The sequence below is a fragment of the Brevibacillus ginsengisoli genome (assembly GCF_050113715.1).
Lineage (GTDB): Bacteria > Bacillota > Bacilli > Brevibacillales > Brevibacillaceae > Brevibacillus_H > Brevibacillus_H ginsengisoli.
The window spans coordinates 696,550-721,304 of sequence record NZ_JBNJQR010000001.1; the positions used below are offsets into that span (position 1 = coordinate 696,550).

The 24,755-nt window shown below is 45.8% G+C and carries 25 protein-coding genes and 1 rRNA gene; 25 read left to right on the top strand and 1 reads right to left on the bottom strand.

Annotated elements, in window-relative coordinates; all coding sequences use genetic code 11:
- The first annotated feature begins 4 nt into the window (after nt 1-4).
- The 24 genes from floA to ACQCN2_RS03520 all read left to right on the top strand — a co-directional run bounded on the left by floA (nt 5) and on the right by ACQCN2_RS03520 (nt 23,519).
- Nucleotides 5-1,003 (top strand): flotillin-like protein FloA, encoded by a 999-nt coding sequence (gene floA, locus ACQCN2_RS03405; protein ID WP_426927475.1) that lies wholly within the window; start codon nt 5-7, stop codon nt 1,001-1,003.
- An 11-nt stretch (nt 1,004-1,014) separates the two neighbouring features.
- Entirely contained in the window at nt 1,015-1,473 is a 459-nt protein-coding gene (locus tag ACQCN2_RS03410; RefSeq protein WP_426927476.1) for a hypothetical protein, read from the top strand.
- A gap of 135 nt (nt 1,474-1,608) precedes the next feature.
- On the top strand, nt 1,609-1,890 hold the full coding sequence (gene yqfC / locus ACQCN2_RS03415) for a sporulation protein YqfC (protein ID WP_426927477.1): 282 nt from the start codon (nt 1,609-1,611) through the stop codon (nt 1,888-1,890).
- A 23-nt stretch (nt 1,891-1,913) separates the two neighbouring features.
- Entirely contained in the window at nt 1,914-3,134 is a 1,221-nt protein-coding gene (yqfD, locus tag ACQCN2_RS03420; RefSeq protein WP_426927478.1) for a sporulation protein YqfD, read from the top strand.
- Nucleotides 3,135-3,160: 26 nt separating this feature from the next.
- Nucleotides 3,161-4,135 carry a PhoH family protein gene (locus tag ACQCN2_RS03425; protein ID WP_426927479.1) on the top strand — a complete coding sequence of 325 codons (975 nt, stop codon included), beginning with the start codon at nt 3,161-3,163 and terminating at the stop codon, nt 4,133-4,135.
- A 38-nt stretch (nt 4,136-4,173) separates the two neighbouring features.
- A complete protein-coding gene (ybeY, locus tag ACQCN2_RS03430) occupies nt 4,174-4,674 on the top strand; it encodes an rRNA maturation RNase YbeY (protein ID WP_426927480.1) in 501 nt (166 codons plus the stop codon).
- Between the two features lie 10 nt (nt 4,675-4,684).
- Entirely contained in the window at nt 4,685-5,062 is a 378-nt protein-coding gene (locus ACQCN2_RS03435; RefSeq protein ID WP_426927481.1) for a diacylglycerol kinase family protein, read from the top strand.
- Between the two features lie 174 nt (nt 5,063-5,236).
- A complete protein-coding gene (locus tag ACQCN2_RS03440; protein ID WP_426927482.1) occupies nt 5,237-5,635 on the top strand; it encodes a cytidine deaminase in 399 nt (132 codons plus the stop codon).
- Nucleotides 5,628-6,551 carry a GTPase Era gene (gene era / locus ACQCN2_RS03445; protein ID WP_426927483.1) on the top strand — a complete coding sequence of 308 codons (924 nt, stop codon included), beginning with the start codon at nt 5,628-5,630 and terminating at the stop codon, nt 6,549-6,551. The genes ACQCN2_RS03440 and era overlap by 8 nt, the downstream gene beginning before the upstream one ends.
- 99 nt (nt 6,552-6,650) lie before the next feature.
- Nucleotides 6,651-6,806: a YqzL family protein gene (locus tag ACQCN2_RS03450; protein ID WP_426927484.1), complete on the top strand. Its 156-nt coding sequence runs from the start codon at nt 6,651-6,653 to the stop codon at nt 6,804-6,806.
- Nucleotides 6,797-7,543 (top strand): DNA repair protein RecO, encoded by a 747-nt coding sequence (recO, locus tag ACQCN2_RS03455; RefSeq protein WP_426927485.1) that lies wholly within the window; start codon nt 6,797-6,799, stop codon nt 7,541-7,543. The genes ACQCN2_RS03450 and recO overlap by 10 nt, the downstream gene beginning before the upstream one ends.
- Before the next feature lie 135 nt (nt 7,544-7,678).
- Nucleotides 7,679-8,311: a transcriptional regulator CcpN gene (gene ccpN / locus ACQCN2_RS03460; RefSeq protein WP_426927520.1), complete on the top strand. Its 633-nt coding sequence runs from the start codon at nt 7,679-7,681 to the stop codon at nt 8,309-8,311.
- 11 nt (nt 8,312-8,322) lie between these two features.
- Nucleotides 8,323-9,159, top strand: a complete 837-nt coding sequence (locus ACQCN2_RS03465) for a pyruvate, water dikinase regulatory protein (RefSeq protein WP_426927486.1) — start codon at nt 8,323-8,325, stop codon at nt 9,157-9,159.
- Between the two features lie 229 nt (nt 9,160-9,388).
- Nucleotides 9,389-11,239, top strand: a complete 1,851-nt coding sequence (gene dnaG, locus ACQCN2_RS03470) for a DNA primase (RefSeq protein WP_426927521.1) — start codon at nt 9,389-9,391, stop codon at nt 11,237-11,239.
- A 36-nt stretch (nt 11,240-11,275) separates the two neighbouring features.
- Entirely contained in the window at nt 11,276-12,391 is a 1,116-nt protein-coding gene (gene rpoD, locus ACQCN2_RS03475; RefSeq protein WP_426927487.1) for an RNA polymerase sigma factor RpoD, read from the top strand.
- Between the two features lie 112 nt (nt 12,392-12,503).
- A complete protein-coding gene (locus ACQCN2_RS03480) occupies nt 12,504-13,478 on the top strand; it encodes a hypothetical protein (RefSeq protein ID WP_426927488.1) in 975 nt (324 codons plus the stop codon).
- Between the two features lie 444 nt (nt 13,479-13,922).
- Nucleotides 13,923-15,062, top strand: coding sequence for an acyl-CoA dehydrogenase (locus ACQCN2_RS03485; RefSeq protein ID WP_426927489.1), 1,140 nt, complete (start codon nt 13,923-13,925; stop codon nt 15,060-15,062).
- 366 nt (nt 15,063-15,428) lie between these two features.
- Complete coding sequence (locus tag ACQCN2_RS03490; RefSeq protein ID WP_426927490.1) at nt 15,429-16,184, top strand: tRNA (adenine(22)-N(1))-methyltransferase; 756 nt, start codon at nt 15,429-15,431, stop codon at nt 16,182-16,184.
- The gene (locus ACQCN2_RS03495; RefSeq protein ID WP_426927491.1) at nt 16,139-17,257 is read left to right on the top strand and encodes a Nif3-like dinuclear metal center hexameric protein; all 1,119 of its coding nucleotides are present in this window, start codon (nt 16,139-16,141) and stop codon (nt 17,255-17,257) included. The genes ACQCN2_RS03490 and ACQCN2_RS03495 overlap by 46 nt, the downstream gene beginning before the upstream one ends.
- A gap of 34 nt (nt 17,258-17,291) precedes the next feature.
- Nucleotides 17,292-17,789, top strand: a complete 498-nt coding sequence (locus ACQCN2_RS03500) for a C4-type zinc ribbon domain-containing protein (RefSeq protein ID WP_426927492.1) — start codon at nt 17,292-17,294, stop codon at nt 17,787-17,789.
- Entirely contained in the window at nt 17,761-19,785 is a 2,025-nt protein-coding gene (locus tag ACQCN2_RS03505; RefSeq protein WP_426927493.1) for an S-layer homology domain-containing protein, read from the top strand. Before ACQCN2_RS03500 ends, ACQCN2_RS03505 begins: the two co-directional genes overlap by 29 nt.
- The gene (locus tag ACQCN2_RS03510; protein ID WP_426927494.1) at nt 19,782-21,281 is read left to right on the top strand and encodes a S41 family peptidase; all 1,500 of its coding nucleotides are present in this window, start codon (nt 19,782-19,784) and stop codon (nt 21,279-21,281) included. The genes ACQCN2_RS03505 and ACQCN2_RS03510 overlap by 4 nt, the downstream gene beginning before the upstream one ends.
- A 17-nt stretch (nt 21,282-21,298) precedes the next feature.
- Nucleotides 21,299-21,883: a TetR/AcrR family transcriptional regulator gene (locus ACQCN2_RS03515; RefSeq protein ID WP_426927495.1), complete on the top strand. Its 585-nt coding sequence runs from the start codon at nt 21,299-21,301 to the stop codon at nt 21,881-21,883.
- Between the two features lie 154 nt (nt 21,884-22,037).
- Complete coding sequence (locus ACQCN2_RS03520; RefSeq protein WP_426927496.1) at nt 22,038-23,519, top strand: alkaline phosphatase family protein; 1,482 nt, start codon at nt 22,038-22,040, stop codon at nt 23,517-23,519.
- Here the strand turns inward: ACQCN2_RS03520 and ACQCN2_RS03525 are convergent.
- Nucleotides 23,479-24,159: an endonuclease/exonuclease/phosphatase family protein gene (locus ACQCN2_RS03525; RefSeq protein ID WP_426927497.1), complete on the bottom strand. Its 681-nt coding sequence runs from the start codon at nt 24,157-24,159 to the stop codon at nt 23,479-23,481. The two genes, ACQCN2_RS03520 and ACQCN2_RS03525, sit on opposite strands and share 41 nt — an antisense overlap.
- A gap of 319 nt (nt 24,160-24,478) precedes the next feature.
- Between ACQCN2_RS03525 and ACQCN2_RS03530 the strand changes: the two genes are divergently transcribed.
- Nucleotides 24,479-24,755, top strand: a 16S ribosomal RNA gene (locus ACQCN2_RS03530); the annotation flags it as partial.

The window sequence follows — 24,755 nt, forward strand, 5'->3', positions numbered from 1 at the left end:
ACGAATGGATGCAGGCTTACTTCCCGTTATATTATTAATTGCAATAGGAATCGTGGTATTAAGTATCTTTTTCTCTTTTGTGCCGGTAATGTTATGGGTTTCCGCATTAGCTTCGGGGGTGCGAATCGGTATTATCACACTAGTCGCTATGCGGCTTCGTCGAGTTATTCCAGCCCGCATTGTGAATCCGCTGATTAAAGCAAGAAAAGCAGGGTTGGAACTGGATGAGAATCAGTTGGAGAGTCACTATTTGGCTGGAGGTAACGTCGACCGTGTCGTAGACGCCCTCGTTGCTGCTCAGCGTGCGGAGATTCCGCTTGGCTTCGAGCGTGCTGCGGCAATCGATCTTGCGGGTCGTGATGTATTGCAGGCTGTACAAATGAGCGTTAATCCCAAAGTGATCGAGACCCCGATCGTTGCAGCTGTTGCTATGAACGGGATTGAAGTGAAAGCCAAAGCCAAAGTAACTGTTCGCGCCAACATCGATCGTCTTGTCGGTGGTGCGGGTGAGGAAACCATTATTGCCCGTGTCGGTGAAGGGATTGTTACGACGATTGGTTCCTCCAAGGAGCACAAAGACGTTCTGGAAAACCCAGACCGAATTTCCCAAACTGTTTTGAATAAAGGGTTGGATGCAGGTACCGCCTTTGAAATCTTGTCAATCGATATTGCCGATGTAGATGTAGGTAAAAACATCGGGGCGCAACTCCAAACCGACCAAGCGGAAGCGGACAAGCGAATTGCCCAAGCTAAAGCGGAAGAACGCCGTGCAATGGCCGTTGCGCTTGAGCAGGAGATGAAAGCGAAGATTCAAGAGATGAAAGCCAATGTAGTTGCAGCAGAAGCGGAAGTACCGCTTGCCATGTCCGAAGCGCTGCGAGCAGGCAAACTAGGGGTTATGGACTACTATAACCTGCAAAATATTGTAGCAGACACCTCTATGCGTCAATCTTTTGGACATACGAACGATATAGCTAAAGATATCGAAGACGATAAACGATAGGAGCGGATACCATGGATGTATTCGACCTGTTGTTCGACCTTTTGGGTTTGGTGTTCGCCATATTCGGTAAATTCGGGACGGTCATATTGGTTGCTCTGGGATATCTCTTTTTTGGTAAAAACCGCAAGAAGCCAAAGAATTCCCGTCGTCCAATCCCGCGGCCTGTATTCACGCCTGTTTTTACACCGTCTGCGGGACAAGGAGGGACATACGAACCGTCTCAGACCTATACACCAGACACACCCCTAGATGAAAATCTAGATAATCCGTTTACTCCTTCACAAGAGGTCAGTACAGAATCAAGTGAAGTAATGAGCGTATCAGCGGAGCGCTTCCATGAAATTGAGTCAAAAGAAACGACTCAAGAGCGTTCAACACAGAAGCTTGATCCGCGTGAAGCGATGAAGTGGTCGATTATTTTTTCGCCGCCTCGTTCCAAGCAGCCCTATTCACCAGGGCGCCGCCAGTAATTAGTTTTATAAAGAAACTCTGGTCTATTTGATCAGAGTTTTTTTGCGTATTGCGCATGAGTTTGCCCCCTTCCCGCATAGGGTTATAAGAGAAAGTAAATGGCGTCATTGCGCCAGCAAGAAGGGGGCTTGTAGATGAAACGATGGAGCCGCCGACTGCGCCGACTGGCTGTGGGCGTGTTGGACCTACCCCAAGATGTAGTGCTAGAAGTCCCGCGTATTACGATGATTGGTCATTTGCAAATGTATATAGAAAACCACCGCGGAGTTCTTCACTTCAGTGATAAGGAACTTCGTTTGCTTCTAACCAACGGGCAACTTCTGGTTGTTGGCGAACAATTGGTGATACGAGCGATTCTTCCTGAAGAGGTATTGCTCGAAGGGAGAATATCGGGAGTGAAATTCTTGGAGCAGTAATTAAGGTTTAGGGGGACGTACGCATGCGCAATACATTGCGAGACTGGATGGAAGGACATGTTACGATTATCGTTCGGGGCAAAAGGTTTGAGCGATTGATCAACCTTGCCATTCGAGATGGCTTGCATCTGTGGAATATCACACGACAAGGAACGGAGGTGGGCCAATGCGATATTTTGATTCGCGATTATTTTCGACTGCGTCCGTTGCTGCGTCAGACAGGCTGTCGCTGCCATGTGTTACATCGTGGAGGATTCCCCTTTTGGCTGGTGAAAATGAGGTTGCGCGCCGGACTAGCTATCGGGTTTATTCTTTTTTTTCTCGGAGTGTACATGCTCTCCAGCTTTATTTGGAGTGTTGATGTCATAGGCGTCCACAAAATGACACCCACAGAAGTAAATCTCGCTGCCGCAAAAATCGGGATTAAACCAGGGGCGTGGAAGGTCAAACTAAGTGAACCACAAGCTTTGCAACGCGAGCTCTTGCAAGCCCTCCCGGAAGCCTCGTGGATTGGTGTGGAACTCAAGGGAACCAAGGCCATCATCCAGGTGGTGGAGAAGGAGAAGCAAGAAAAGCCGCAGGCGCTAAGTCCCCGTCATCTTGTCGCCAGCAAAAAAGCGGTGGTTCACAGTGTGTTGGCAGAAGCAGGCAAGATTGTGGTCAACGTCAATCAGTATGTCAATAAAGGACAGATATTAATCTCGGGTATTATCGGCAATGACACGCGCCAGGGAATTGTGCCTGCTCAAGGGAAGGTGGAAGGGGAGGTATGGTATCTCTCGGACGTAACGGTTCCCCTCGCGCAAAAACGTTTCTCCTATACGGGGCTGACAGAAGACAATCACTTTTTACGCGCTGGCAATTACGCTGTTCGAATCTGGCCGTTTCGAATCCAACCGTTCCAACACTTTGATACGAAAGAAGAGAAGTATGATTTTTCGTTCAAAGGGTTCCAGTTTCCGCTTGGCTGGAAGGTAGAGACTAGACAAGAAGTCGAGGAGCAGCAGTTTCAGTTGACTCAGGAGAAGGCAATTGAAATTGCCAAAGAGATGGGCCGTCAAGATGTGTTGAAGCGAGCTGGGAAAGATGCGACGATCAAAGAAGAAAAAGTTTTGCACGCAAAAGAAGAGAATGGTAAAGTTTATTTGAGTATTCATTATTCAGTCATCGAAGACATTGCCGAAGAACAGCCGATTACTCAACTTCCGCCCGACCCGAACGAGGGAGCGGACAAACCCAACTAAGTTGATCGTAAGGAGATGGAGACCTTTTGCACGTTCAAGATGAGGTAAGAATCCAATTTGCTGATGCATCCGAAGCACTGTTGTTGTTTGGTCCACATGACACGTATCTCAAGCAAATCGAGCAAAGCACCAATGCAAAGATAAGTACGAGAAGTGGGGAAATAGCGATCAGTGGCGAAAAAGAAGAAGTGGAGAAATTGGCGGCGCTGTTTGACATTCTTCTCCAACTGATTCGGCGCGGCATCACCTTGTCCGAACGGGACATATCGTATGCAATGCAGTTATCCGATCAGAATAAAGCGGAAGAGCTTCTGCACCTGTATGACGAAGAAATTGCCCGTACGCAACGCGGCAAAATTATTCGAGCCAAGACACTGGGACAGCGGCACTATCTTTCTGCGATTAAGCGACACGATATTGTCTTTGGAATTGGTCCCGCTGGTACAGGGAAAACCTATCTGGCTGTTGTCATGGCTGTGAATGCCTTAAAGAGCGGTCGCGTCAAACGGATTGTGCTCACTCGTCCAGCAGTAGAAGCTGGGGAGAGCTTGGGATTTTTGCCGGGGGATTTACAGGAGAAGGTTGATCCGTATCTTCGTCCTCTCTATGACGCATTGTACGATATGCTGGGGACAGAGCAGGTAGCCAAGATGCTGGAACGCGGTTTGATTGAGGTTGCTCCGCTCGCCTATATGCGCGGACGCACGTTGGAGGATTGCTTTGTCATTTTGGACGAGGCGCAAAACACCACACCTGAACAGATCAAGATGTTCCTGACTCGACTTGGGTTTGGATCCAAGATGGTCGTAACCGGCGATATTACGCAAATTGACCTGCCCAAAGGAAAGAAATCAGGTCTCAGGGAAGCGGAGCGCATCCTAAAGCTGATTCCGGATATTGCTTTTATTCGTTTCCAAGAATCTGACGTAGTGCGCCACTCGCTTGTACAAAAAATTATCGAAGCTTACGCCCGTGAGGAAGCAGATCACGGCTATAAATAAATCAGTTAAATAACAAGTCATCACCAATATTAAAGTAAATGAGGGAAGTTGTTGTGGCAGCATTAGAGATTGAAGTCATCAATGAACAGTCCGAAATCCTTACTGAACAGCAGGAAGAATTGATCAAGCGCTGCCTTATTGCCGCGGCGGAATTGGAAGAGGTAAAAGGAGAAGTGGTCGTCACGCTTGTCGACAATGCGCGCATCCATGAAATCAATCGTGAATACCGCGGAGTTGATCGTCCCACTGATGTGATTTCGTTCGCTATGAATGAGTCCACAGAAGGGGAGCCAGATATTTTTATCGATGAAGAAGACCTGGATGATTTCCCGAATGCATTGGGGGATATCATTATCTCCATTCCCCGCACTAAGGAACAGGCGGAAGAATATGGGCACTCCTTCGAGCGTGAATTGGGCTTTTTAACCGTACATGGGTTCTTGCACCTGTTGGGTTATGATCACGGTTCCCCAGAGGAAGAAAAAGAAATGTTTGGACGACAAGAAGAAATTTTGGCCAAAATCGGTTTGACCAGATAGGGGAATTCCGTTGAAAGAGTGGCTGCGATTAATTCGAAGCTTTCGTTTTGCATGGAGCGGAATTGTATATACCTTTAGGACTCAGCGAAATATGCAAATCCACGGTTGGGTTACGTTCATTGTCCTCCTGTTGTCATGGTGGCTCAAGATCCCGCGTGGAGATGTACTGCTGGTCCTTTTTTGTATTTCACTCGTCCTTTCCTTGGAGCTGGTGAATACCGCCATCGAAACTGTGGTCGACCTTGTTACATCGGAATGGCAGGAGAAAGCCAAAATCTCTAAAGATGTCGCAGCCGGAGCCGTCCTGATGTCGGTGGTTTTTGCGGTGATTATTGGGTGTTGTGTGTTTGCCAAGCCTTTATGGGAAAAAATAACCCTTTTGATGTAATCTTCGAATCCTACTGACGGATGGCTTGCGCTGGTACTCTGAAAAGAAGTACAATATTTTGACCTACCTTTTGAAGAAGTCTTGCGTTTTTGTCATTTCCGGTGAGAAGACCGCCTGAGATTCAACAGCCCTGCCGGAGATTGAAATGAGGGATACATAAGTGAGGTGTGCGAAATGAACGACCAGGATTTAATCCAACAAGCACTGGAAGCAAGAAAAATGGCCTATGTACCTTATTCCAAATTTGCCGTCGGGGCTGCCTTGTTAAGTGAATCAGGCAAGGTTTACAAGGGATGCAATATTGAGAATGCCGCTTATCCGCTATGTAACTGCGCGGAGCGGACAGCGTTGTTTAAAGCCTTTTCCGAGGGGGATCAGAAGTATCAGGCGTTGGCAGTTGCGGCAGATACCGATCAGCCTGTCCCGCCTTGTGGAGCATGCCGTCAAGTCATGGTGGAACTATGCCCGCCAGACATGAAAGTGATCCTGACCAACTTGCATGGAGATATCACCGTGACAACGGTAAAAGAGCTTCTTCCAGGGGCATTTACCAAGGAGGATTTACGTGGATAATCGAAGTAAAACCAAAGCACCGTTCAAATCTGGCTTTGTTGCCATCGTTGGACGACCGAATGTAGGAAAATCAACCTTACTCAATCATATCGTCGGTCAAAAAATAGCGATTATGTCCAATAAGCCGCAAACAACCCGCAACAAAATTAGGGCCGTACATACAACGGAACGCGGACAAATTATTTTTATCGACACCCCCGGAATTCACAAGCCTAAGTCCAAATTAGGCAACTATATGGTGGAGATTGCGGAAAACACCTTAAACGAGGTGGATTTGGTTCTGTTTGTTGTGGATGCGACAGAGAAACGCGGCGCAGGCGACGATTTCATTATCGAGCGCTTGAAGCAAGTCAAGAATTCCCCAGTATTCCTGGTAATCAACAAGATCGACCAGGTGCATCCGGAACAGCTTCTTCCGATCATTGATGACTATCGGAAGTTGTATGATTTCAAACAGATTGTTCCGATTTCAGCTCGAGAAGGAAACAACACCGGAGCGCTCCTCGATTCCATTTATGAAGAGATGGAAGAAGGGCCGATGTTCTATCCGGCTGACCAGGTAACGGATAACCCAGAACGTTTCGTGGTGGCTGAGCTGATTCGTGAAAAAGTCCTTCATCTCACACACGAGGAAATACCTCACTCCATCGCCGTTACGGTTGAGGAAATGAAACGTCGAGACGATGGGCAGACCTTGTACATCTATGCGGCCATTTACGTTGAACGTGACTCGCAAAAAGGCATCCTGATCGGGAAAAAAGGCGAGATGCTCAAAGAAATTGGCAAGCGTGCCCGTCACGATATTGAGCGATTGCTTGGCAACAAAACGTTCCTGGAGATTTGGGTCAAAGTGAAAAAAGACTGGCGCAATCAGGAACGTATGCTTCGCAATTTCGGTTTTTACGACGAAGAATAAGGTTTATTCGTGTTAAAAATTCCAAGGGATAGAATACTAGATTCGGGCAGATTCTAAGAGTGGAAGTGGATAAATCCGAAATGGAAAGGATGTTGCACGATGCTTCGCAACTTTTCTTGGAGTTATTTCGCTTCAACAGGTGATATCCATGCATACCTCCTCTATCGGGAGCATTCCGACTCTGTCGGCTTCTTGGAAGAGGAACCACTGGAATCTGTACCATCAGATGCGGGTGAATCAACTGCATGCTTGTAAAATGGGAAGGCATTATTCTCCGTAGTGTCGACTACGGAGAAGCAAGTAAGGTGATTACCATTTTTACCAGAGAACACGGCAAGATAGGAGTAATGGCTCGAGGTGCCAAAAAACCTAAGAGTCGCCTAGCTGCCGTGTCTCAACTTTTTACTTACGGATACTATTTGTGTAAAAAAGGGCCAGGAACGGGAATGCCTGAGCTGACCCAGGGTGACATAATCGATTCCTATTCGGATCTCAGGCAGGATTTGTGGAAGACCGCCTATGCTGCTTATCTGTCGGAACTCCTGGATCGGCTCACGTCCGAACGAGAGTCGAATCCCTACCTGTTTCAATTGTTGCAACTCACCTTGCAATATCTGGATGAGGGACGGGATCCTGAGATTCTTTGCCGAATTTTTGAGAGTAAGATGTTGATTATCGCAGGTATTCGCCCAGAGCTTAACGTTTGCGCAAGTTGTGGTGAAGAACGGGAGCCTTACTCATTCAGTATTTCGCAGGGCGGGATTCTTTGTCCGAATTGTCTTTCTCAGGATCCTTATGCGATGACGATAACTCCCGCTGTATGGAAATTATTGCGATTATTTCAGATATTTGACCTCGAGCGACTTGGTGAGATTGAAGTGAAGGATTCGACGCGCAATCAATTGAAGCATGTCCTTAGACGATTTATGGATGAACATTTGGATTTTCGGCTAAAAAGCAGGAATTTTCTTGACCAGGTGGAAAAGCTTTAAGGTTAGAAGTTGACACCAGCCTCTGAATTTCGGGGGTTTTTTCGCTTTTCTTAACTTATTTGCAGGAAAATACGCATTGATAGAGTAATACTAGGGATAGTAATGCTAACGAACCGGTGGTGATCCATCATCGAACTGACAAAACGACAAGAATTGATTCTGCAGATTGTGAAGGATAAAGGACCGATTACAGGGGAGCAAATTGCCGAGCGTCTAAATCTGACAAGAGCTACCCTGCGTCCTGACCTATCAATCTTGACTATGTCGGGTTATCTCGATGCCAGGCCTCGAGTCGGCTACTTCTATGCGGGAAGGCCGGCCAACTCAGTCATGAGTGAACAGATACACAAGCTTATTGTCAATGATTACAAAGCCGTTCCCATTGTTGTTCAAGAATCAGCCTCCGTCTATGACGCGATTGTTACCTTGTTTCTTGAAGATGTGGGGACCTTGTACGTAGTCAATCAGAAAGGGTACTTGGCAGGGGTCGTGTCTCGTAAGGATCTCTTGCGCGCCTCCTTGGGGAACAAGGCGTTGGAGGATATTCCAACCAGTATTATTATGACACGGATGCCGAATATCGTTACCTGCTCGCCGGAGGAAAGTTTATTCCAGGCGGCTAAGAAACTGATTGATTTTCAAATTGACTCAATGCCGGTAGTCAGACAACTACAGGATGATCAGCGAAGCTACGAATTATTGGGGCGTGTGACCAAAACAACAATTGCCAAAGTGTTTGTTGAACTTGGTCAAGAGCCTGTTGTTTAGGAGGGGAACGAATGCAACCCAATCAGGATGAACAGCTTGTCTATGTCGTTTCTGATTCAATCGGTGAAACGGCAGAACTGGTAGTAAGAGCGGTTGCCAGCCAGTTTGACCAGAGTACGATACACGTTCAAAAGTTCCCGTATATCGAAGACAAAGAAGCGGTTGACGAGATTATCGCATCGGCCAAAGAACTGAATGCTATGGTTGTCTTTACAGTGGTAGTACCCGATTTGAAGGCCTATATTCTGCAAAAGGCCGCAAATGCAGGGGTTCCGGTCATTGATATAATGGGACCGCTTTTAAGTTCTTTTGAGAAGTCGCTGAAAATACAGCCGACAGGGAAACCGGGATTAGTCCGTCGATTGGACGAGGAATACTTCCGCAAGGTTGATGCGATTGAGTTTGCCGTGAAATACGACGATGGACGTGATCCACGTGGTCTCTTGCGCGCAGATGTCGTATTGATCGGCGTATCGCGGACTTCCAAAACTCCGTTATCGATGTATCTCGCCAATAAGCGCTTGAAAGTAGCCAATGTTCCAATTGTGCCGGAGATAGAACCGCCGGAAGAACTGTTCGAGCTTCCGCCAGAACGTTGTATCGGCTTAATTATCACACCGGAGCAATTGAACGGGATTCGTTCAGAACGTTTAAAAGCGCTAGGCCTAACTACCCAAGCGAATTATGCGACAATCGACCGGATAAAAGTGGAACTGGATTACTGCAAAAAGATCATCGATCGAATTGGGTGTCCGGTCATCGATGTCTCCAATAAAGCGGTGGAAGAGACTGCTAATATTATTCTGGAGATTATTCGACATAATCAAATTAAAAATACAAAAAAGTAGAAAAAGGAAAAAGGAATTTGACTCCAACTGTCGAAATTTCTTTAGCAAACCTTTTCATGTAGCGATTTAAGCCGATCTTGTTTAACAAGAGGGCAAGAGTGGCACATTAGAAAAAAACAAAAACTTTCCAGAAGGATTTTGCCGAAATTTGACGAATTAAATTACTCCATTGTGATTTTCTGTTAAGAATTTCGTAGTTCCAATGCCTCAGGCTAAAAGGTGGAAACCAATCATGAATTCCACTTCGGAAGAAATTGTAAATCGTGTTCGTTCTTCAGTAGATCTTGTCGATCTTGTTGGGGAATATGTTCAACTCAAGAAAAGCGGGCGAAGCTTAGTTGGTCTTTGCCCGTTTCATTCGGAAAAGACCCCTTCATTTCATGTAAGTCCCGAGCGTCAGTTTTACCACTGCTTCAGCTGCAAAGCGGGCGGAGATGTGTTTAGCTTTTTGATGCAGATTGATCAGCTCACGTTTCCGGAAGCCTTGCAAAGAGTAGCCAGTCGTACGGGTATTGAGCTCCCTAACCAGAAAAAGGACGATGGTTCCAAGAACGCTTCTAAGGTTCAAATGTATGAAGCGCACCGCCTCGTGGCGAAACTATACCATCATGTCTTAACGGCTACACCTTATGGGCAGGAAGCATTACGGTATCTGAAAAAACGCGGTATTACAGACCAGACCATCGAAGAATACGGGATAGGCTTTGCTCCGGATTCTTGGGATTTTACAACACAGTTCTTGAAGAAACGAGAGTTCCCTCTACCCTTGATGGTAGAAGCGGGGCTGATCTCCGTGAATGAGCAATCTGAACGATATTATGATCGATATCGCGGGCGCATTATGTTCCCTATTCAAGATACTCAAGGAGAAGTCGTCGGATTTGGTGGCAGGGCGTTAGGGGATGGACAACCTAAGTATCTGAATAGCCCTGAGACTCCACTGTTTCAAAAGAGCAAGCTGGTATACAATCTCCATCGGGCTAGACCTATCGCAAGAAAACGAAACCAAATCGTTTTATACGAAGGATACCTAGATGTCATCTCATCATGGCAAGCTGGTTTTGGGAATGGAGTAGCCACACTTGGAACCTCTATGACTGAATATCAAGCGAGATTAATCAGCCGTAACGCAGCTCAAGTGATCATCTCCTATGATGGAGATAACGCAGGGCAAGAAGCGACAGCCAAAGCGATCGACCTCATGCAACAAGTTGGCTGTACCGTACGTGTTGCTCCGCTTCCGCAAGGGATTGACCCGGATGAGTATATCCGTCAGAACGGTTCGGAGGCGTTTTCGCAACAGGTTCTTCTTCAGGCAATGCCGATTACGGCGTTTCGACTGAAACATTTACGCTCAAAGCACGTAATACAAGATGAAAGTGACCAAGCCAAATATATTCAAGAGGCTTTGCAAATTATTACGCAGTTAAGCAATGCCGTGGAACGTGATATGTATGAACGGCAACTGGCGGAGGAATTCTCCCTGTCGCTTGATGCGATTAAACTGGAATCACGAAAAGTGTTCAAACAACAAAAATTCCATGCTCCAAGGGATAAAGTTACTCCTGCATGGAATAATAGTATAAATAATGGCAAATTTACGGCTACCAAATCGTTACTTCCCGCTCATTTGAACGCTGAGCGCATGCTATTGTACTACATGATGCGAGATCAAACCGTCGCTGATCGGGTACAACGTGAATGTACAGCTGAGTTTCAAGTTGATGAGCATAACGCTTTAGCCGCTTATTTGTTTGCCTATTATGCGGAAGGGAACACTGAGGACCCAGGACGATTTATTCATTATGTGGAAGATGGAAAGTGTAAGCAATTAGCCTCGGGATTGGCCATGATGGAGCACAACGTGAACGTAACTGAACAAGAGATCGGTGACTACATCAGACAAGTGAACAACTACCCCAAGCGTTTAGAGTTGGAACAGCTGCGTGAAGAACAACGCAGGTTAAACATGCAGACGACAATGGCCGAAGACGAAGATGCATGTAAACAGCTCGCCAAGCAAGCTGCCATCGTAGGGATGAAGATTGTTGAATTGGAAAATGCTTTAAAAGAAGGGTAGAATCCATACACATTCCCGGGGAAGGAGGGAAAGTAGATGAACAAACAAAACATCACTTCAGACATGGAAGCTTCATCAATTGAACAGGTAAAAGAACAACTCGTTGAACTTGGCAAGAAGAGAGGTTCACTTACCTATAAGGAAATTATGGAGCGACTTTCTGGATTTGATCAAGACTCTGACCAGATTGATGAATTTTTCGAATATCTCGGGGATCAAGGCGTTGAAGTATCCAACAACGAAGAAGATACCGATGAGATGATGATTAAGGATGAGGACAACGAGGAGTTCGACTATGATGATCTCTCCGTACCGCCTGGGATTAAGATCAACGACCCTGTTCGGATGTACTTAAAAGAGATTGGACGCGTTCCTCTGCTTTCTGCTGAAGAAGAAATCAAACTGGCGCAACGGATTGAACAAGGGGACGAGGAAGCAAAACGCCGCCTGGCTGAAGCGAACTTGCGACTGGTTGTCAGTATCGCCAAACGTTATGTCGGACGCGGAATGTTGTTCCTGGATTTGATTCAAGAAGGAAATATGGGTCTGATTAAAGCGGTAGAGAAGTTTGATTACCGCAAAGGCTATAAATTCAGTACCTATGCAACTTGGTGGATTCGTCAAGCGATTACTCGTGCGATTGCCGACCAAGCGAGAACGATTCGTATTCCGGTGCATATGGTAGAAACCATCAACAAACTGATTCGCGTCTCCCGCCAGCTGCTGCAAGAGCTCGGTCGCGAACCTGCTCCAGAGGAAATTGCGGAGAAAATGGATCTGACTCCGGAAAAAGTACGGGAGATCATGAAAATTGCTCAAGAACCTGTATCATTGGAAACGCCGATCGGGGAAGAGGACGATTCGCATCTTGGCGATTTTATCGAAGACCAGGATGCGCTCGCTCCATCAGACGCCGCTGCCTATGAGCTGTTAAAAGAGCAATTGGAAGATGTTCTGGATACACTGACGGATCGTGAAGAAAATGTTCTTCGCTTGCGTTTCGGTCTAGACGACGGTCGTACACGTACGTTGGAAGAGGTAGGGAAGGTCTTTGGCGTTACTCGTGAGCGGATTCGCCAAATTGAAGCCAAAGCACTTCGCAAACTTCGTCATCCAAGTCGCAGCAAACGCTTAAAAGATTTTCTTGAATAGCCGATAAAAAGAATAAGTGTTGGATTCGCCTACGTTTTGCTTTTCTACGCTGCGTAGGCGTTTCTTTTTCAGATAGCGTGTTGCTGTCGGCTGTATCAAGGAGGAAAAACATTTGAGTGATCAGAAAAAGAAGATCATCATCGCTGAAATTGAAAACTGGAGAAAAAATCATCTATTACCAGAGCATTATTGTATTTTTTTGTTAAACCTCTATACAGAAGGTGAAGGAGAACACGATCGACAACCACCCAAAAAGAAGAAAGGCTTTTTCTCATCGAACAAGGGGAGTATAGTCACCAATCAGTCTGCTCCAACCGCATCTTATGGGAGAGGAAGTTTAAAAGGAACTGGTAATGAAGAAATCGCTTCCAACTATGCGTACCTTGAGAATGGAGTCGTCATTCAGCCTTCTATCTCGTGGAAAATGGTAGGGTACTGGCTCCTTGGAGCAGTTCTGATAGCTGGATTGATCTTGCTTGCTTTTCATTTTAGCGGTTTTAGTCCACTAATGCAAATTGCCACTTCTTCCATTTTTATCCTGATATTGTACATGTTAGCCGTAATATTTAGACAAAGATCGCCGTTCCTTACGCATATTTTTCTTTCGCTGTCCTTCATTTTGTTGATATTGGCAGGTAGTTATTTTATCAGGGAATTTAACATTTCTCGGACGGCTTTTATGTTGTTTATGGTCTTAATCTGTCTGTTATGGTGTATCAATGGGCTGATTTTCAGGTTCTCGTATTTGCTTTACATCGGAATATTGGGATTTGGTCTGCTATACGGCTATGTGACGACTGATCGTCTAGAAGGAAATTACACGTGGTGGATGGCGGAATTATACTGGGTGCCAATCGCGATCTTAATGATTGGTTTAGGATTTTTGCTCAGCGATCGAAATCGTCAGATCGCATCCGTCCTCGCTTTTTGTGGACTCTTCTACTTTTATGGATCAGAGATTTCCTCGCTGTATGTAACGACTGCCAAACACGACGTCATCCAGCTTCTGTTGTTTATTAAGGTCTTTCTTAATTCAGGTTTTATCTTTTTTACACGGTCATACTGGTTTCGCTGGCTTCGCCTTTAAAGAGGGTGAAGCTTTTTTATAATATCGGAAAGTTTAATTGCTTTACAGAGGTAAAGTGATTGAACTTTCCTTCCATTCGCGTAAGCCCGATCGAGAAAAGACTTCGTCCACTTGAAGCCTCCTTGGAAGTGATACAAAGCGAAGGAACGGAGTAAGGGATAAGAGTCGCCACTCAACCCCTTTAGGGGCGCGCAGCGTTTGGCGACTCCCTTTTCGTAGTGAAAGAGCGGACCTTAATTTCTACACTGCGAACTTCCACAGAGCGACGTTTCAGTCCCCCGATGAGAGGGGAAAAGGGACGAAGTCTTTTCTTTTTTCTGAAAAAATATTTTTCCGAAAAATCCTAAAATAGTGTATAATGTAAATAATCAAACTGAGCAAGCGCTCAGTCATGGATGGTGTTTTGGCAAACGCTTTCAATAATTTGAAGGAGGACGTATGTCTATGCAATTTGATTTGAATCAGGAACAAAAAATGTTGCAGAAAATGATCCGTGAATTTGCGAATGAAGTGGTGGCTCCGGGAGCGGATGAACGGGATAAAACGAAGCAGTTTCCTGCCGATATCATGAAACAGATGGCTGATTTGAATCTCTTGGGTCTACCGTTCTCCGAGGAATACGGTGGCGGTGGCGCAGATTACATTAGCTTTGCCACGGTAACTGAAGAGCTCAGTCGCGCCTGCGCATCGACCGGAATTACGTATTCCGCTCATATTTCCCTGGGGGGAGCACCGCTTTCGTTATTTGGGACAGAAGAACAGAAGCGCACCTATTTGACACAGATTTGTTCGGGTCAAAGTATGGGAGCCTTTGGATTGACGGAGCCTAATGCGGGGTCTGACGCTGGCGGAACTCGTACCAGTGCCGTGCAGTTGGGGAATGAATGGGTAATTAATGGTTCCAAATGCTTTATCACCAATGCTTCCTATGCGAAATTCCTGGCGCTTACCGCTGTGACGGATAAGTCCAAGGGATCAAAAGGAATCACTGCCTTTATCGTACCGACTGACGCTCCCGGATTTAGTGTCATCAATAACTATGAGAAGCTTGGACTGCATAGCTCCAACACGACTGAACTGGTAATTGATGACGTCACGGTACCGCATGAGAACATCCTTGGAAAAGAAGGAGAAGGGTTCAAGCAGTTCCTGATTACCTTGGATGGCGGGCGAATTGGAATTGGCGCAATGGCGGTAGGGATCGCTCAAGCGGCCTACGACAAGGCCCTGCAATACGCAAAGGAACGTCAAACGTTCGGGAACTCAATCTCCAAATATCAGGCTATTCAGTTCAAATTGGCTGATATGGCGATGCAGATTGAATTAGCTCGTACGATGGTCTATAAAGCGGCCTGGTTGAAAGATAATGGACGCAAATTTACGAAGGAAGCGGCTATGGCAAAATTGTACGCTTCTGAAATCGCGATGAATGCAACGCATCAAGCGATCCAGATTCATGGTGGATATGGCTATATGCGTGAATATCAAGTGGAGCGATTCTTCCGTGATGCCCGTTTGTTGGAAATCGGGGAAGGAACCTCCGAGATTCTTCGTACGGTAATTGCGCGCGAGATTGGCTGTTAAGATTGATAACCCTCTGTCTTTTTCAGAAAGGCAGGGGGTTTTTCATTAGTTAAATCAAGAATTCCAAAGACATTACCTACGTAAGGTCATTGGAATTCTTCCTATTATGTAAGCTAAGTAAAGAAAAGACTTCGTCTACTTACAGCCTCCTTGGAAGTGACGCCTAGCGAAGGAAAGGAGAAAGGAAAAAGAGTCGTCATCCAACCCCTTTAGGGGCGCGAAGCGTTTGGCGACTCCCTTTCGGATTGAGAGAGCGGACTTTCAAACTTCATTGCGAACTTCCACAGAGCGAAAAGAGACGAAGTCTTTTCTTGGGCTTTTCCCCCCAAATAGGATATTATAGAGGGTACGGAAGGTGAAAAACACATGGCATCCATAATGATTTCAGACAGATTACAAACCATTGCGAGTTATTGCCCAGAGGGGGCGAAAGTGGCAGACATCGGTTCTGATCACGCTCTTCTTGCTTCCTATCTGGTTCTCAATAACATCGCTTCATCGGTAGTGGCTGGGGAGTTGAACGAAGGCCCTTACCTTGCCGCCAAGCGACAGGTAGAATCAATTCTAGCGACCAACAGGATTTCGGTTCGCCGAGGAGACGGGCTAGCCGTTATACATAAGAACGAAGTAGATGTGGTATGTATTGCAGGAATGGGGGGCCAGTTAATCGCTTCGATTCTGGAAGCGGGCAAAGAGAAACTGGAAGGTGTTAGCCGCCTCATTCTTCAGCCGAACGTAGGAGAAGATATGGTCCGCAAGTGGTTGATTGCTAACGGATGGCAACTGGTTCATGAACGAATTCTGGAGGAGGATGGGATTATTTACGAGGTTTTGGTAGCTGATCTTGGAGATCCGGATCTTCCGTATCGGAATCAATCCCGTTCACAATCAGAACTTATGCGTTTGGGACCAATGCTCTGGCAAGAGAAATCTCCTGTTCTTTTGAAAAAATTAGAAAGAGAACGCGACAAGTGGCATAAAATTCAAACACAGATTTCTCAATCCGAACGTGCCGAGACACAAGAACGACTGCAAGAAGTACAACAAGAAATCAATTGGCTTAATGAGGTGATTCAATGCTTGCAAATGGACAAACCATCATCCAATACATCGAACAACTAGCCCCCAAGCATTTGGCAATGGAAGGCGACAAAATCGGTCTGCACATCGGCACAGTACAAAAACCAGTGAAGAAGATCATGATCGCGCTGGATGTCCTTGATGAGGTCGTTGATGAGGCGATTGCGGAAGGGGTCGATTTGATTATTGCTCATCATGCGGTTATTTTTCGTCCGCTGAAGCACCTCCGAACTGATCTTGCTGCCGGCAAACTGTACGAGAAGCTGATCAAACACGATATCGCCGTCTACACGGCTCACACCAACCTGGATACAGCAGAAGGCGGCATTAATGATTGGCTGGCTGAGGCTATTGGGTTGACGGACGTGGAAGTGTTGGATGAACATACCCACGATCCACTCAAAAAACTGGTTGTCTACGTGCCTGTTGATCACGCGGAGGCAGTGCTTCAGGCGGTCTCTCGTGCTGGCGCTGGCGCTATCGGGAATTATAGTCATTGCACATTCCAGACGAAGGGAACCGGAACCTTCATGGCTGGGGAAGGAACGAATCCATTCATTGGCGAAATTGACAAGCTGGAGCGTGTTGAGGAAGTACGCTTGGAGACTGTCTTGCCAGCATCTAGACAGAACGCGGTGATTCAGGCGATGAAGAAGGCTCACCCCTACGAGGAGGTCGCCTATGACATTTATTCGTTGGATCTGCCTGGTAAGAAGCTAGGGATCGGTCGAATTGGCAAGCTACCTTCATCTTTGACCCTTCATGAACTAGCCCTTTTGGTAAAAGAACGCTTTGAGCTTACCGGACTTCGGGTAGTAGGACCGCTTGATGCGAAGGTGAGAAAAGTAGCGGTTGTCGGCGGAGACGGTAATTCCTACCTTGGAAAAGCAAAATTCCGCGGGGCAGACGTTATGATTACAGGTGATGTTTACTACCATATGGCTCATGACGCTCAAGCGGATGGCCTTCACATCATTGATGCCGGACATAACATCGAGAAAATCATGAAGCAGAAGGTGGCCAGCTATTTGATCGAGAAGCTTCGGGAAGCTGGCAGCGAGACAGAAGTGATTTCCTCAACAATACATACAGACCCGTTCAAGTTTATTGTCTAGATGAGTCTGATCGTGAATGAAGTAGGTGAATAGGATGCTGCCAGCGAAGAAGCTATTCGAATGGCATAAGGTTAACGAGACGATTGCACACGCCAATCAAGAACTCGACGAGCTAACGAAGCAGGAACAAGTACATGTGAATACGATTCAACAGCTGACTTCCAAGCTGGAGGCGCTGCCCGTAACCGACACCCCGGATGATCAAATCGCAAGAATGTTGGCTGAACAGGAGTTGTGGATGGCGCAAAAGGCGTACGAACGGTTTCAGGAGGAAGCGGGAGGGACACGCTTTGAACTGGACTCGCGAATCTCAGAGCAACAATTTGAGCGGGTTCGCTTGGAGCAAGAACTTGAGCAAGCGCATCTTGCCGAATATTACCGCATAAAAGAAAACAAAAAGAATCCGATAGTGGAAGTAAAAAGAAAAATGTGCACGGGATGTTTTCTTCCGTTGTCACTTGCAAAAGTAGATGAATGGCGTCGGGCGAAAGGATTGGTTTATTGTGACGAATGTGGGCGGATTCTCGTCTAAAAAGACTGTACAAACTGTTTCTGCATTCCTGTTGTGCGCCGTGCTGACGTTCCCTGGCGTAGCGAAAGCGAATGAGCCATCGAAAACGACTTTTACAGATATCGAGAATCACTGGGCAAAAAAAGCGATTCTCGAAAACCAAGAAAACGGGCTCATCTCAGGAATGGGTAAAACGGGACAATTCCAGCCTGAGCGGTATATGACACGCGGAGAGTTTTTGACATTGATTGACCGATGCTATTTGAAATCAGAGCAAGATTTATTTTCCCTTACCTTGCTAACGGAAGAAGATGAGATCGGGTGGGGAGATGGTTTTCGTCAGCCGTACCTCCCTTACACGGATGTTGATCGTATGACCTGGGTATATCCATCGGTTTTACGGGTTGCGCTCGTATACGACAGTCTTTTCGGGGATCACGCGTTTCAACGAATTTTCCCAACTGAGAAGCTGCATCCTGAAGAGCCGATTTCTCGTTCGGAAGCGGCTGATCTCATGCGTTTGTTCATCGTCAACCAGAAGGATCAATCCACAGAGGAGCTTATGCATAAATGGGGGCTGTTTACCGGTTCCCTCGATGGCAAGTTGAAACGTGGAGAAGCGGCTGTCGTCGTAAATCGATTGAACGAGTATCTGCAAGAGCATCCGATTCTACCTCTCTTGGATTACAATAATTCCAAATTTCCGCTAGTTCCAGAAATTACGGAGATTTATCCTTTGTTTGAAGATTACGGAAGTACCCTCACAGATGCAGAAAATACGTACGTCAACAACGTGAATTTGATCGCGGATCATGAGGATGAGAAGAAAACCTTCGAGGAACTGCAGAAGCTGGCAAACTCCAATTTTTCGAACCAGCTTGGCGTTCAATATTACTTAAGCTGGAATCAATACGAGCCTTTGTCTCAAAACCTTGTCCATGCCTTCCTTGCGCTGGATCAATACCTGACGTTGAAACCAGACAAGCAATCCCAAGAGACGCTTCGTTTGCTTGCTGCCAATCTATATGATTTGTCCCTGCAAATAGAGCCCAATGACCCTTCGGTTTTTCAAGAGGTTCTAACCAAACTGCTTTCCTACGAGGATAAACTGGATGAAAAGGGCAAAGAAACGATTGCCATTTATCTTGCAGCTCTGGAAACCAGAAGCGGTAAAGTTCCGGAGGCCATCACTCGTTATCAAGCCATAAAAGGTGATAAATCTGCTGTACTGAATGCTGTCTATTATCTCATTGCGACCAACCATATCGATCAAGCCAAACAGATGGTTGAAGGATTGAAGACAGAAGAGAATACAATCGCAAATCAACATCTGTATCAAACGCTCCAAGATGAGATGCAAATGCTTGACCAGCAAAAACAATACGCTGACAAACTCCAGAGCGCCATGCAAAAACTGGATGCCATTCCAGGCTATCAAGCAACCGGAGAATCGAATCTAAGCGGTTATCTCTTTCACTATACGGATCAGGTGGACAACCGATCACAAATTACACACACTAACGGATATTATAAATCTCCTGAAAAGCTCGTCTTCGATAAGATTGAGATGTATTCCGATAATAGAGCCCAGCGCTACTATTCGTACGATTTCGACGAAAATAAGTGGAGCGGGCCAAAAGAGAGCAAGATGGACTATGTCCATGAATGGCTCCAAAAGCAAGATGTTGATTTCAGGCTTCAACGGTTGGGCGCGCGTTATTCCTTGCAAACCATTGGCGATTACGACGTCATAACCGAATGGATTCCTGGCAAAAAGCTGCAAGATCGAATCAATCAGGAAAAGCTAAACATCCAGACAGTTAAGGATATTCCTGCTTTTATCACGAAATATTATATTGATCGCAAGTCAGGAATGCTGCACTCTCGTACATGGCGCTACGAGGAAACCTATACCCAAGAATATGTCGCCTACGTGGGATATGAATCATACCAGCCATACGATCAAACGATTCGTCTACCAAAAGAGGCTGTAAGCGGGACGGTGAACAATCCATGAAATTTTGGACCAAAAGTATAGCTGGGACCCTCTGTGTGTTATTGCTTAGTATTTCCAACGTACAAGCCGCGGAGACTTTTCCGCTGGAACCGACAGAGAAGGTCTACCAGTTTTTAACAGAAAATCATCTGAGTCGTCCCCAAGAACCTCAACTGGTTAAAGGAGCCCTAAAGGGAGTAACGGAGGAGGCAGCCAAAGTCAAACACATCACGCTCACAAGTGTCGCGGAGGATGACACCATGGGCGAGTTGGAAACCAGATTGTTAGACTGGCACACCAAACAAGGGTTGGATTGGGACGAGCTGAATCGATGGGCCATTGACGGGATGATTGATACATTGAACGATCCTTACACCAATTATTTTTCAAAAGAACAGCTGAAAGGCTTCCAGTCAGCTGTGGAAAATGAGTTTGTTGGTTTTGGGGTTCGTTTCCGTATCGTGAATGGGGAATTTGCCGTAAAAGAAGTCATACCGGATTCTCCGGCGGCCAAAGCGATGATGAAGACAGGGGACATTGTTCTTAGTGTAGACAGCTTTCGATTGAGTGGTAAAACGCTCGAGGAGGTCTATAAGGGATTAAAAGGTGAGGAAGGGACGAAAGCCATTTTTCACATCTACAGACCTTCCCTTAAAAAGAACATGGACATTATGCTCACACGGGAGGCTCTTGTCTTGCCGGAGGTATCCGCCAAGCGCTTCCAGCAGTCAATCGGATACATTAGTTTAACCACCTTTGGTTCGGAAGCGGGAACTCAGTTTCGCGATGGTTTAAACAAGATCATGTCCCAAAATCCACAACTTCAAGGGTTGATAATAGATCTTCGAGACAATAGCGGAGGGTATTTGTCTGCCGCTCGAGATGTAGCGAGTCTATTCATGGAAGATGGGCTCTTGATGTATACAGAGGACCGAAGCGGTATTCAAATTGAGACGTGGGTTCATAATGGACGTACGGTCGACTTCCCTGTACGCATTTTGGTTAACCAAGGAACAGCCTCCGCATCCGAATTGCTCAGTGGTGCCCTTCGTGACAATGGAAAGGCGAAGCTGGTTGGCTCCAAGACGTTTGGTAAAGGAGTCGCTCAACAAATTATTCCATTTGAAGATGGCAATGCCTTGAAGATCACCTTGCAAGAGTACTTCACACCGAAACATACGGAAGTGAATCATATCGGACTTACTCCCGATATCGTGGTGAAGGATGATACAGCCCAAGTCATCGAGGCTCTTCGCTCTTTGGACGTCAAACGCTTTGACATTCGCGAGATTCTAGGCGAGGGCATCTCCATTAACGGTGTGGATTTCTATTCGGCATCGCCGATTTTTCAGAAGGGCAAACAAGGGGTAAGCATTCGCAAAGGAGTTCTGGCCAGCTTGCTTGGCAAACCAGAATTAGAAGGTGACGGCTATATAAACCTAGCTCCTTATTTAGGGAAACAAATGAGTCTTCATTCTTCTGATGGGCAGACTGCTCTGAGCTATCAAGCCAAATAAGAAAGGAAGCCAAAAGGATGCCAAAGGCAAGGCCCGAATTAATCGATGCTTTTATCATGGAAACCACGAATGCCATTAATACAGACGGCGTGACTGGGGTCCACATTGACAAAATCTGCGAAAAGATTGGGGTCAGCAAAGGTTCTTTTTACTGGTATTTCAAGAATAAAGAAGAATTGCTCATCCGAGTCGCGACGCATTTTCATCAGAAGGTGTCTAACATTACGTTTCATAACCTGAATCAGCTCAATGATCCACTTGAACGAATTCGGGAAGCAATTGGAATCAGCTTGAAAGCGCTCGTGGAAAATCGAATTCATCGAGAAATCTGGTCTTTGACTTTTTTGTATCCCGAATTGCAGAATTTTCTCGTCAAAATTCATCGAGAGCGCTTGGATTATATCTACCGTCAATTTCTTCTTGCCAAAGAATCGGGGCAGATAAAAGGGGATATTGATTTGTGGAGCCATAGCCAGCTACTGGTATCCTTTTACGAAGGCGCCATGTTTAAATGGGTAATCAATCCAAGCGAGCAATCCAGTGAAGAAATGCAGCGTCTTAGCGATTATGTGATTCAGTTATTTGTCAATCAAGTAAGTTAACAGAGAGCTCTTGCCTTTTTTAAAAGGTAAGGGCTTTTTTTTTTACACGATCGGCACCCAATGAGAATCACTGGTGATTATTGCCGTTGCGAATAGAAGCGAGCATTTCGCCAAGACTAAAAAGTACAAGAAATCGAGAGTGGGGCGGTGAACTGTGAAAAAAATCATCATGTTTCTCGTTGACGCCATGATGCCAGCTGTCCTGGAAAGTTGTGTGGCCAAAGAAAAAACGCGAGCCTTAAAGTTTCTAATGGACCATGGGCAATATATCCGTGATTGTGTGACGGTATTTCCTACGATGACCGCATCCATTGACTGTTCAATTGTAACTGGAGAATACCCGGATGTGCATAAAGTACCAGGTCTTGTGTGGTATGATCCAGAAGAGCAAACCATCGTGAATTACTTCAATGGAATGTCCCCTGTTATGGCGGTCGGCTTGGATAAATGTGCGCACAACGTATTATATGGGTTGAATGAAAAACACCTTAGTAAAAAAATCAAAACCATTTATGAAGAAATAGAGGAACGTGGACTCACCGCGGGATCCATCAATGTAATCGCACACCGAGGGCATCAATATTATACGCCAAAGCTTCCCACTGTGTTGAACATGGCAACGAACTTTTGTTTGAAGGAGAAGGTGAGTGGCCCAAGTATTATGAGCTTAGGAAAGCTCGTTTCTCCCGCAATCTTTCGCCAATCCCCGTGGAGCTGGGCTCATTCTGCTATGGAGTCCTTAGGCATTAATGACAGGTATGCGATTGACGTGTTGCTGGAAGTGATAAAAAGCGGGAAGCAGCCTGATTTTACGTTTGTCTATCTTCCTGATAATGATCATATGCTACATAAAGACCCAGCAGAGGCGGAGAGCTTTTTGGAGGATGTGGATCAGCAATTTGTACGCTTTCTGGACTCGTTTGATTCCTGGCAGCAAGCAATTGAGCGCAATATCATCTTGGTGATATCTGATCACGGGCAGACATTAATTGGCCCTACTGAGGATCATAATATCCCATTAGAACAATTACTGGCCGACTTTTCGATTTATCCACTGGGTGAAGAGCTTCGTGAACACCATGAAATTGTGATATGTAATAATGAACGGATGACTTACGTTTATCCGCTTCATGAAAATTTGCAGAACCGAATCATTAGAAGCCTGTCTTCGGAAACACGAATCGATTTGATCGCATGGAAGGAAGACAAACGAGCTTGTGTAATGAGCACAGCTACACAACAAATTCTTTCGTTCACGAAACAAGGTCCCTATCAAGATTGCTACGGACAAACATGGAGTATCTCGGGAAACTGGGACGTCTTAGACTTGAAACAAGATACTCAAGGAACGATCTGGTTTGACAATTATCCGGATGCGCTCTCAAGGCTTTACGGAAGTTTGTTTTCCCAGGAGATTCCCCTGATCGTGATTACGGCTGCTCCCATGTACGAATTCAAAAGTGATTGTTCCCCAACCCATCTGAATGGGGGAAGTCATGGTTCCTTGCACAGGCAAGATTCGCTTGTCCCTCTTCTCGTGGTTGGTGCCACGCAACCGATCCGACAGCCAGTTAGATTAATCGATCTCAAACCACTTATTCTTCAAGAACTGACCCATCAGACAGTGTTAGTGTAGCTTGAATCGGCCGATGATCCGACCATCTAACATCAATTACATGGTAATCCTGTACCTTCCAATGGGCTGAAGCCAAGATGTAATCAAATCGTAACGGTGGAACGAGGACAGTTGGTGTCAAGGCTTTACCGACAATTTTGGCTGCATCCGATAAGTTGTTTGGCAACGCTAGCTTCGTTGTATTGAAGTCGCCAAGAAGCAGGAGCGGCTCTGATTGCATACTCACTTCATTCGAAAGATATCGCATCTGCAATTCTCGACTTCTCTTATCCAAGCTTAAGTGAGTAGCCCAGATATGAAAACGGGAAGCTTCTTTTGTCAGCTTTACTTGCAAGAGGCTTCTCCCTTCGATTTGGGCGGGCAGTTTTTTCATCACCACTTCCTCAAGTGTTAAATTTGTAAAAAGTGCATTTCCATAACCTCCTCCTTCGAAAGGGATAGAGGGTGAAAAAACGGATTTCATAGCCAATTCCTCTTGAAAAAAATCCGCTTGAAAACCAAATCGCTTATTTTGATGAACTTCTTGCAGACAAATAACATCAGCTTTTAGCTCTACAAGGGTCGTTGCCATTGCCTTTAGCCGTTTTCTCCAAAAGAAGTCTTTTCCGCTATGAATGTTGTAACTGATAATCCGCAACATGTGGGCAGTCCTTTCTGATTTCAATTAACGATTTGTTTATGTAAAAAAGATAGTAGTATTTATTAAACAGTATTTCCTTGATTTTCTATTGAATTCGGTTAGATAATTGTGTTACGATGATCTTCCGGTCGTTTCAGCGAAAGTGAACTTTTTCAATAAAAATTTACTGTTGCTTTTCTGAATCGCCTGTGCTATATTAATAAAGTCGCCTCAAGGCAACAACACACAAGCGAGAGCGACTTGATAGAATAGTTCTTTGAAAACTAGATAGAATCACTAGCCAAGCAAAACTGTTTTGAAGTTTAGAATCAACTCAACTTTATTGGAGAGTTTGATCCTGGCTCAGGACGAACGCTGGCGGCGTGCCTAATACATGCAAGTCGAGCGAGGGTCTTCGGACCCTAGCGGCGGACGGGTGAGTAACACGTAGGCAACCTGCCTGTAAGACTGGGATAACATAGGGAAACTTATGCTAATACCGGATAGGGTGTCACCTCGCATGAGGAGATACGGAAAGATGGCGCAAGCTATCACTTACAGATGGGCCTGCGGCGCATTAGCTAGTTGGTGGGGTAACGGCCTACCAAGGCGACGAT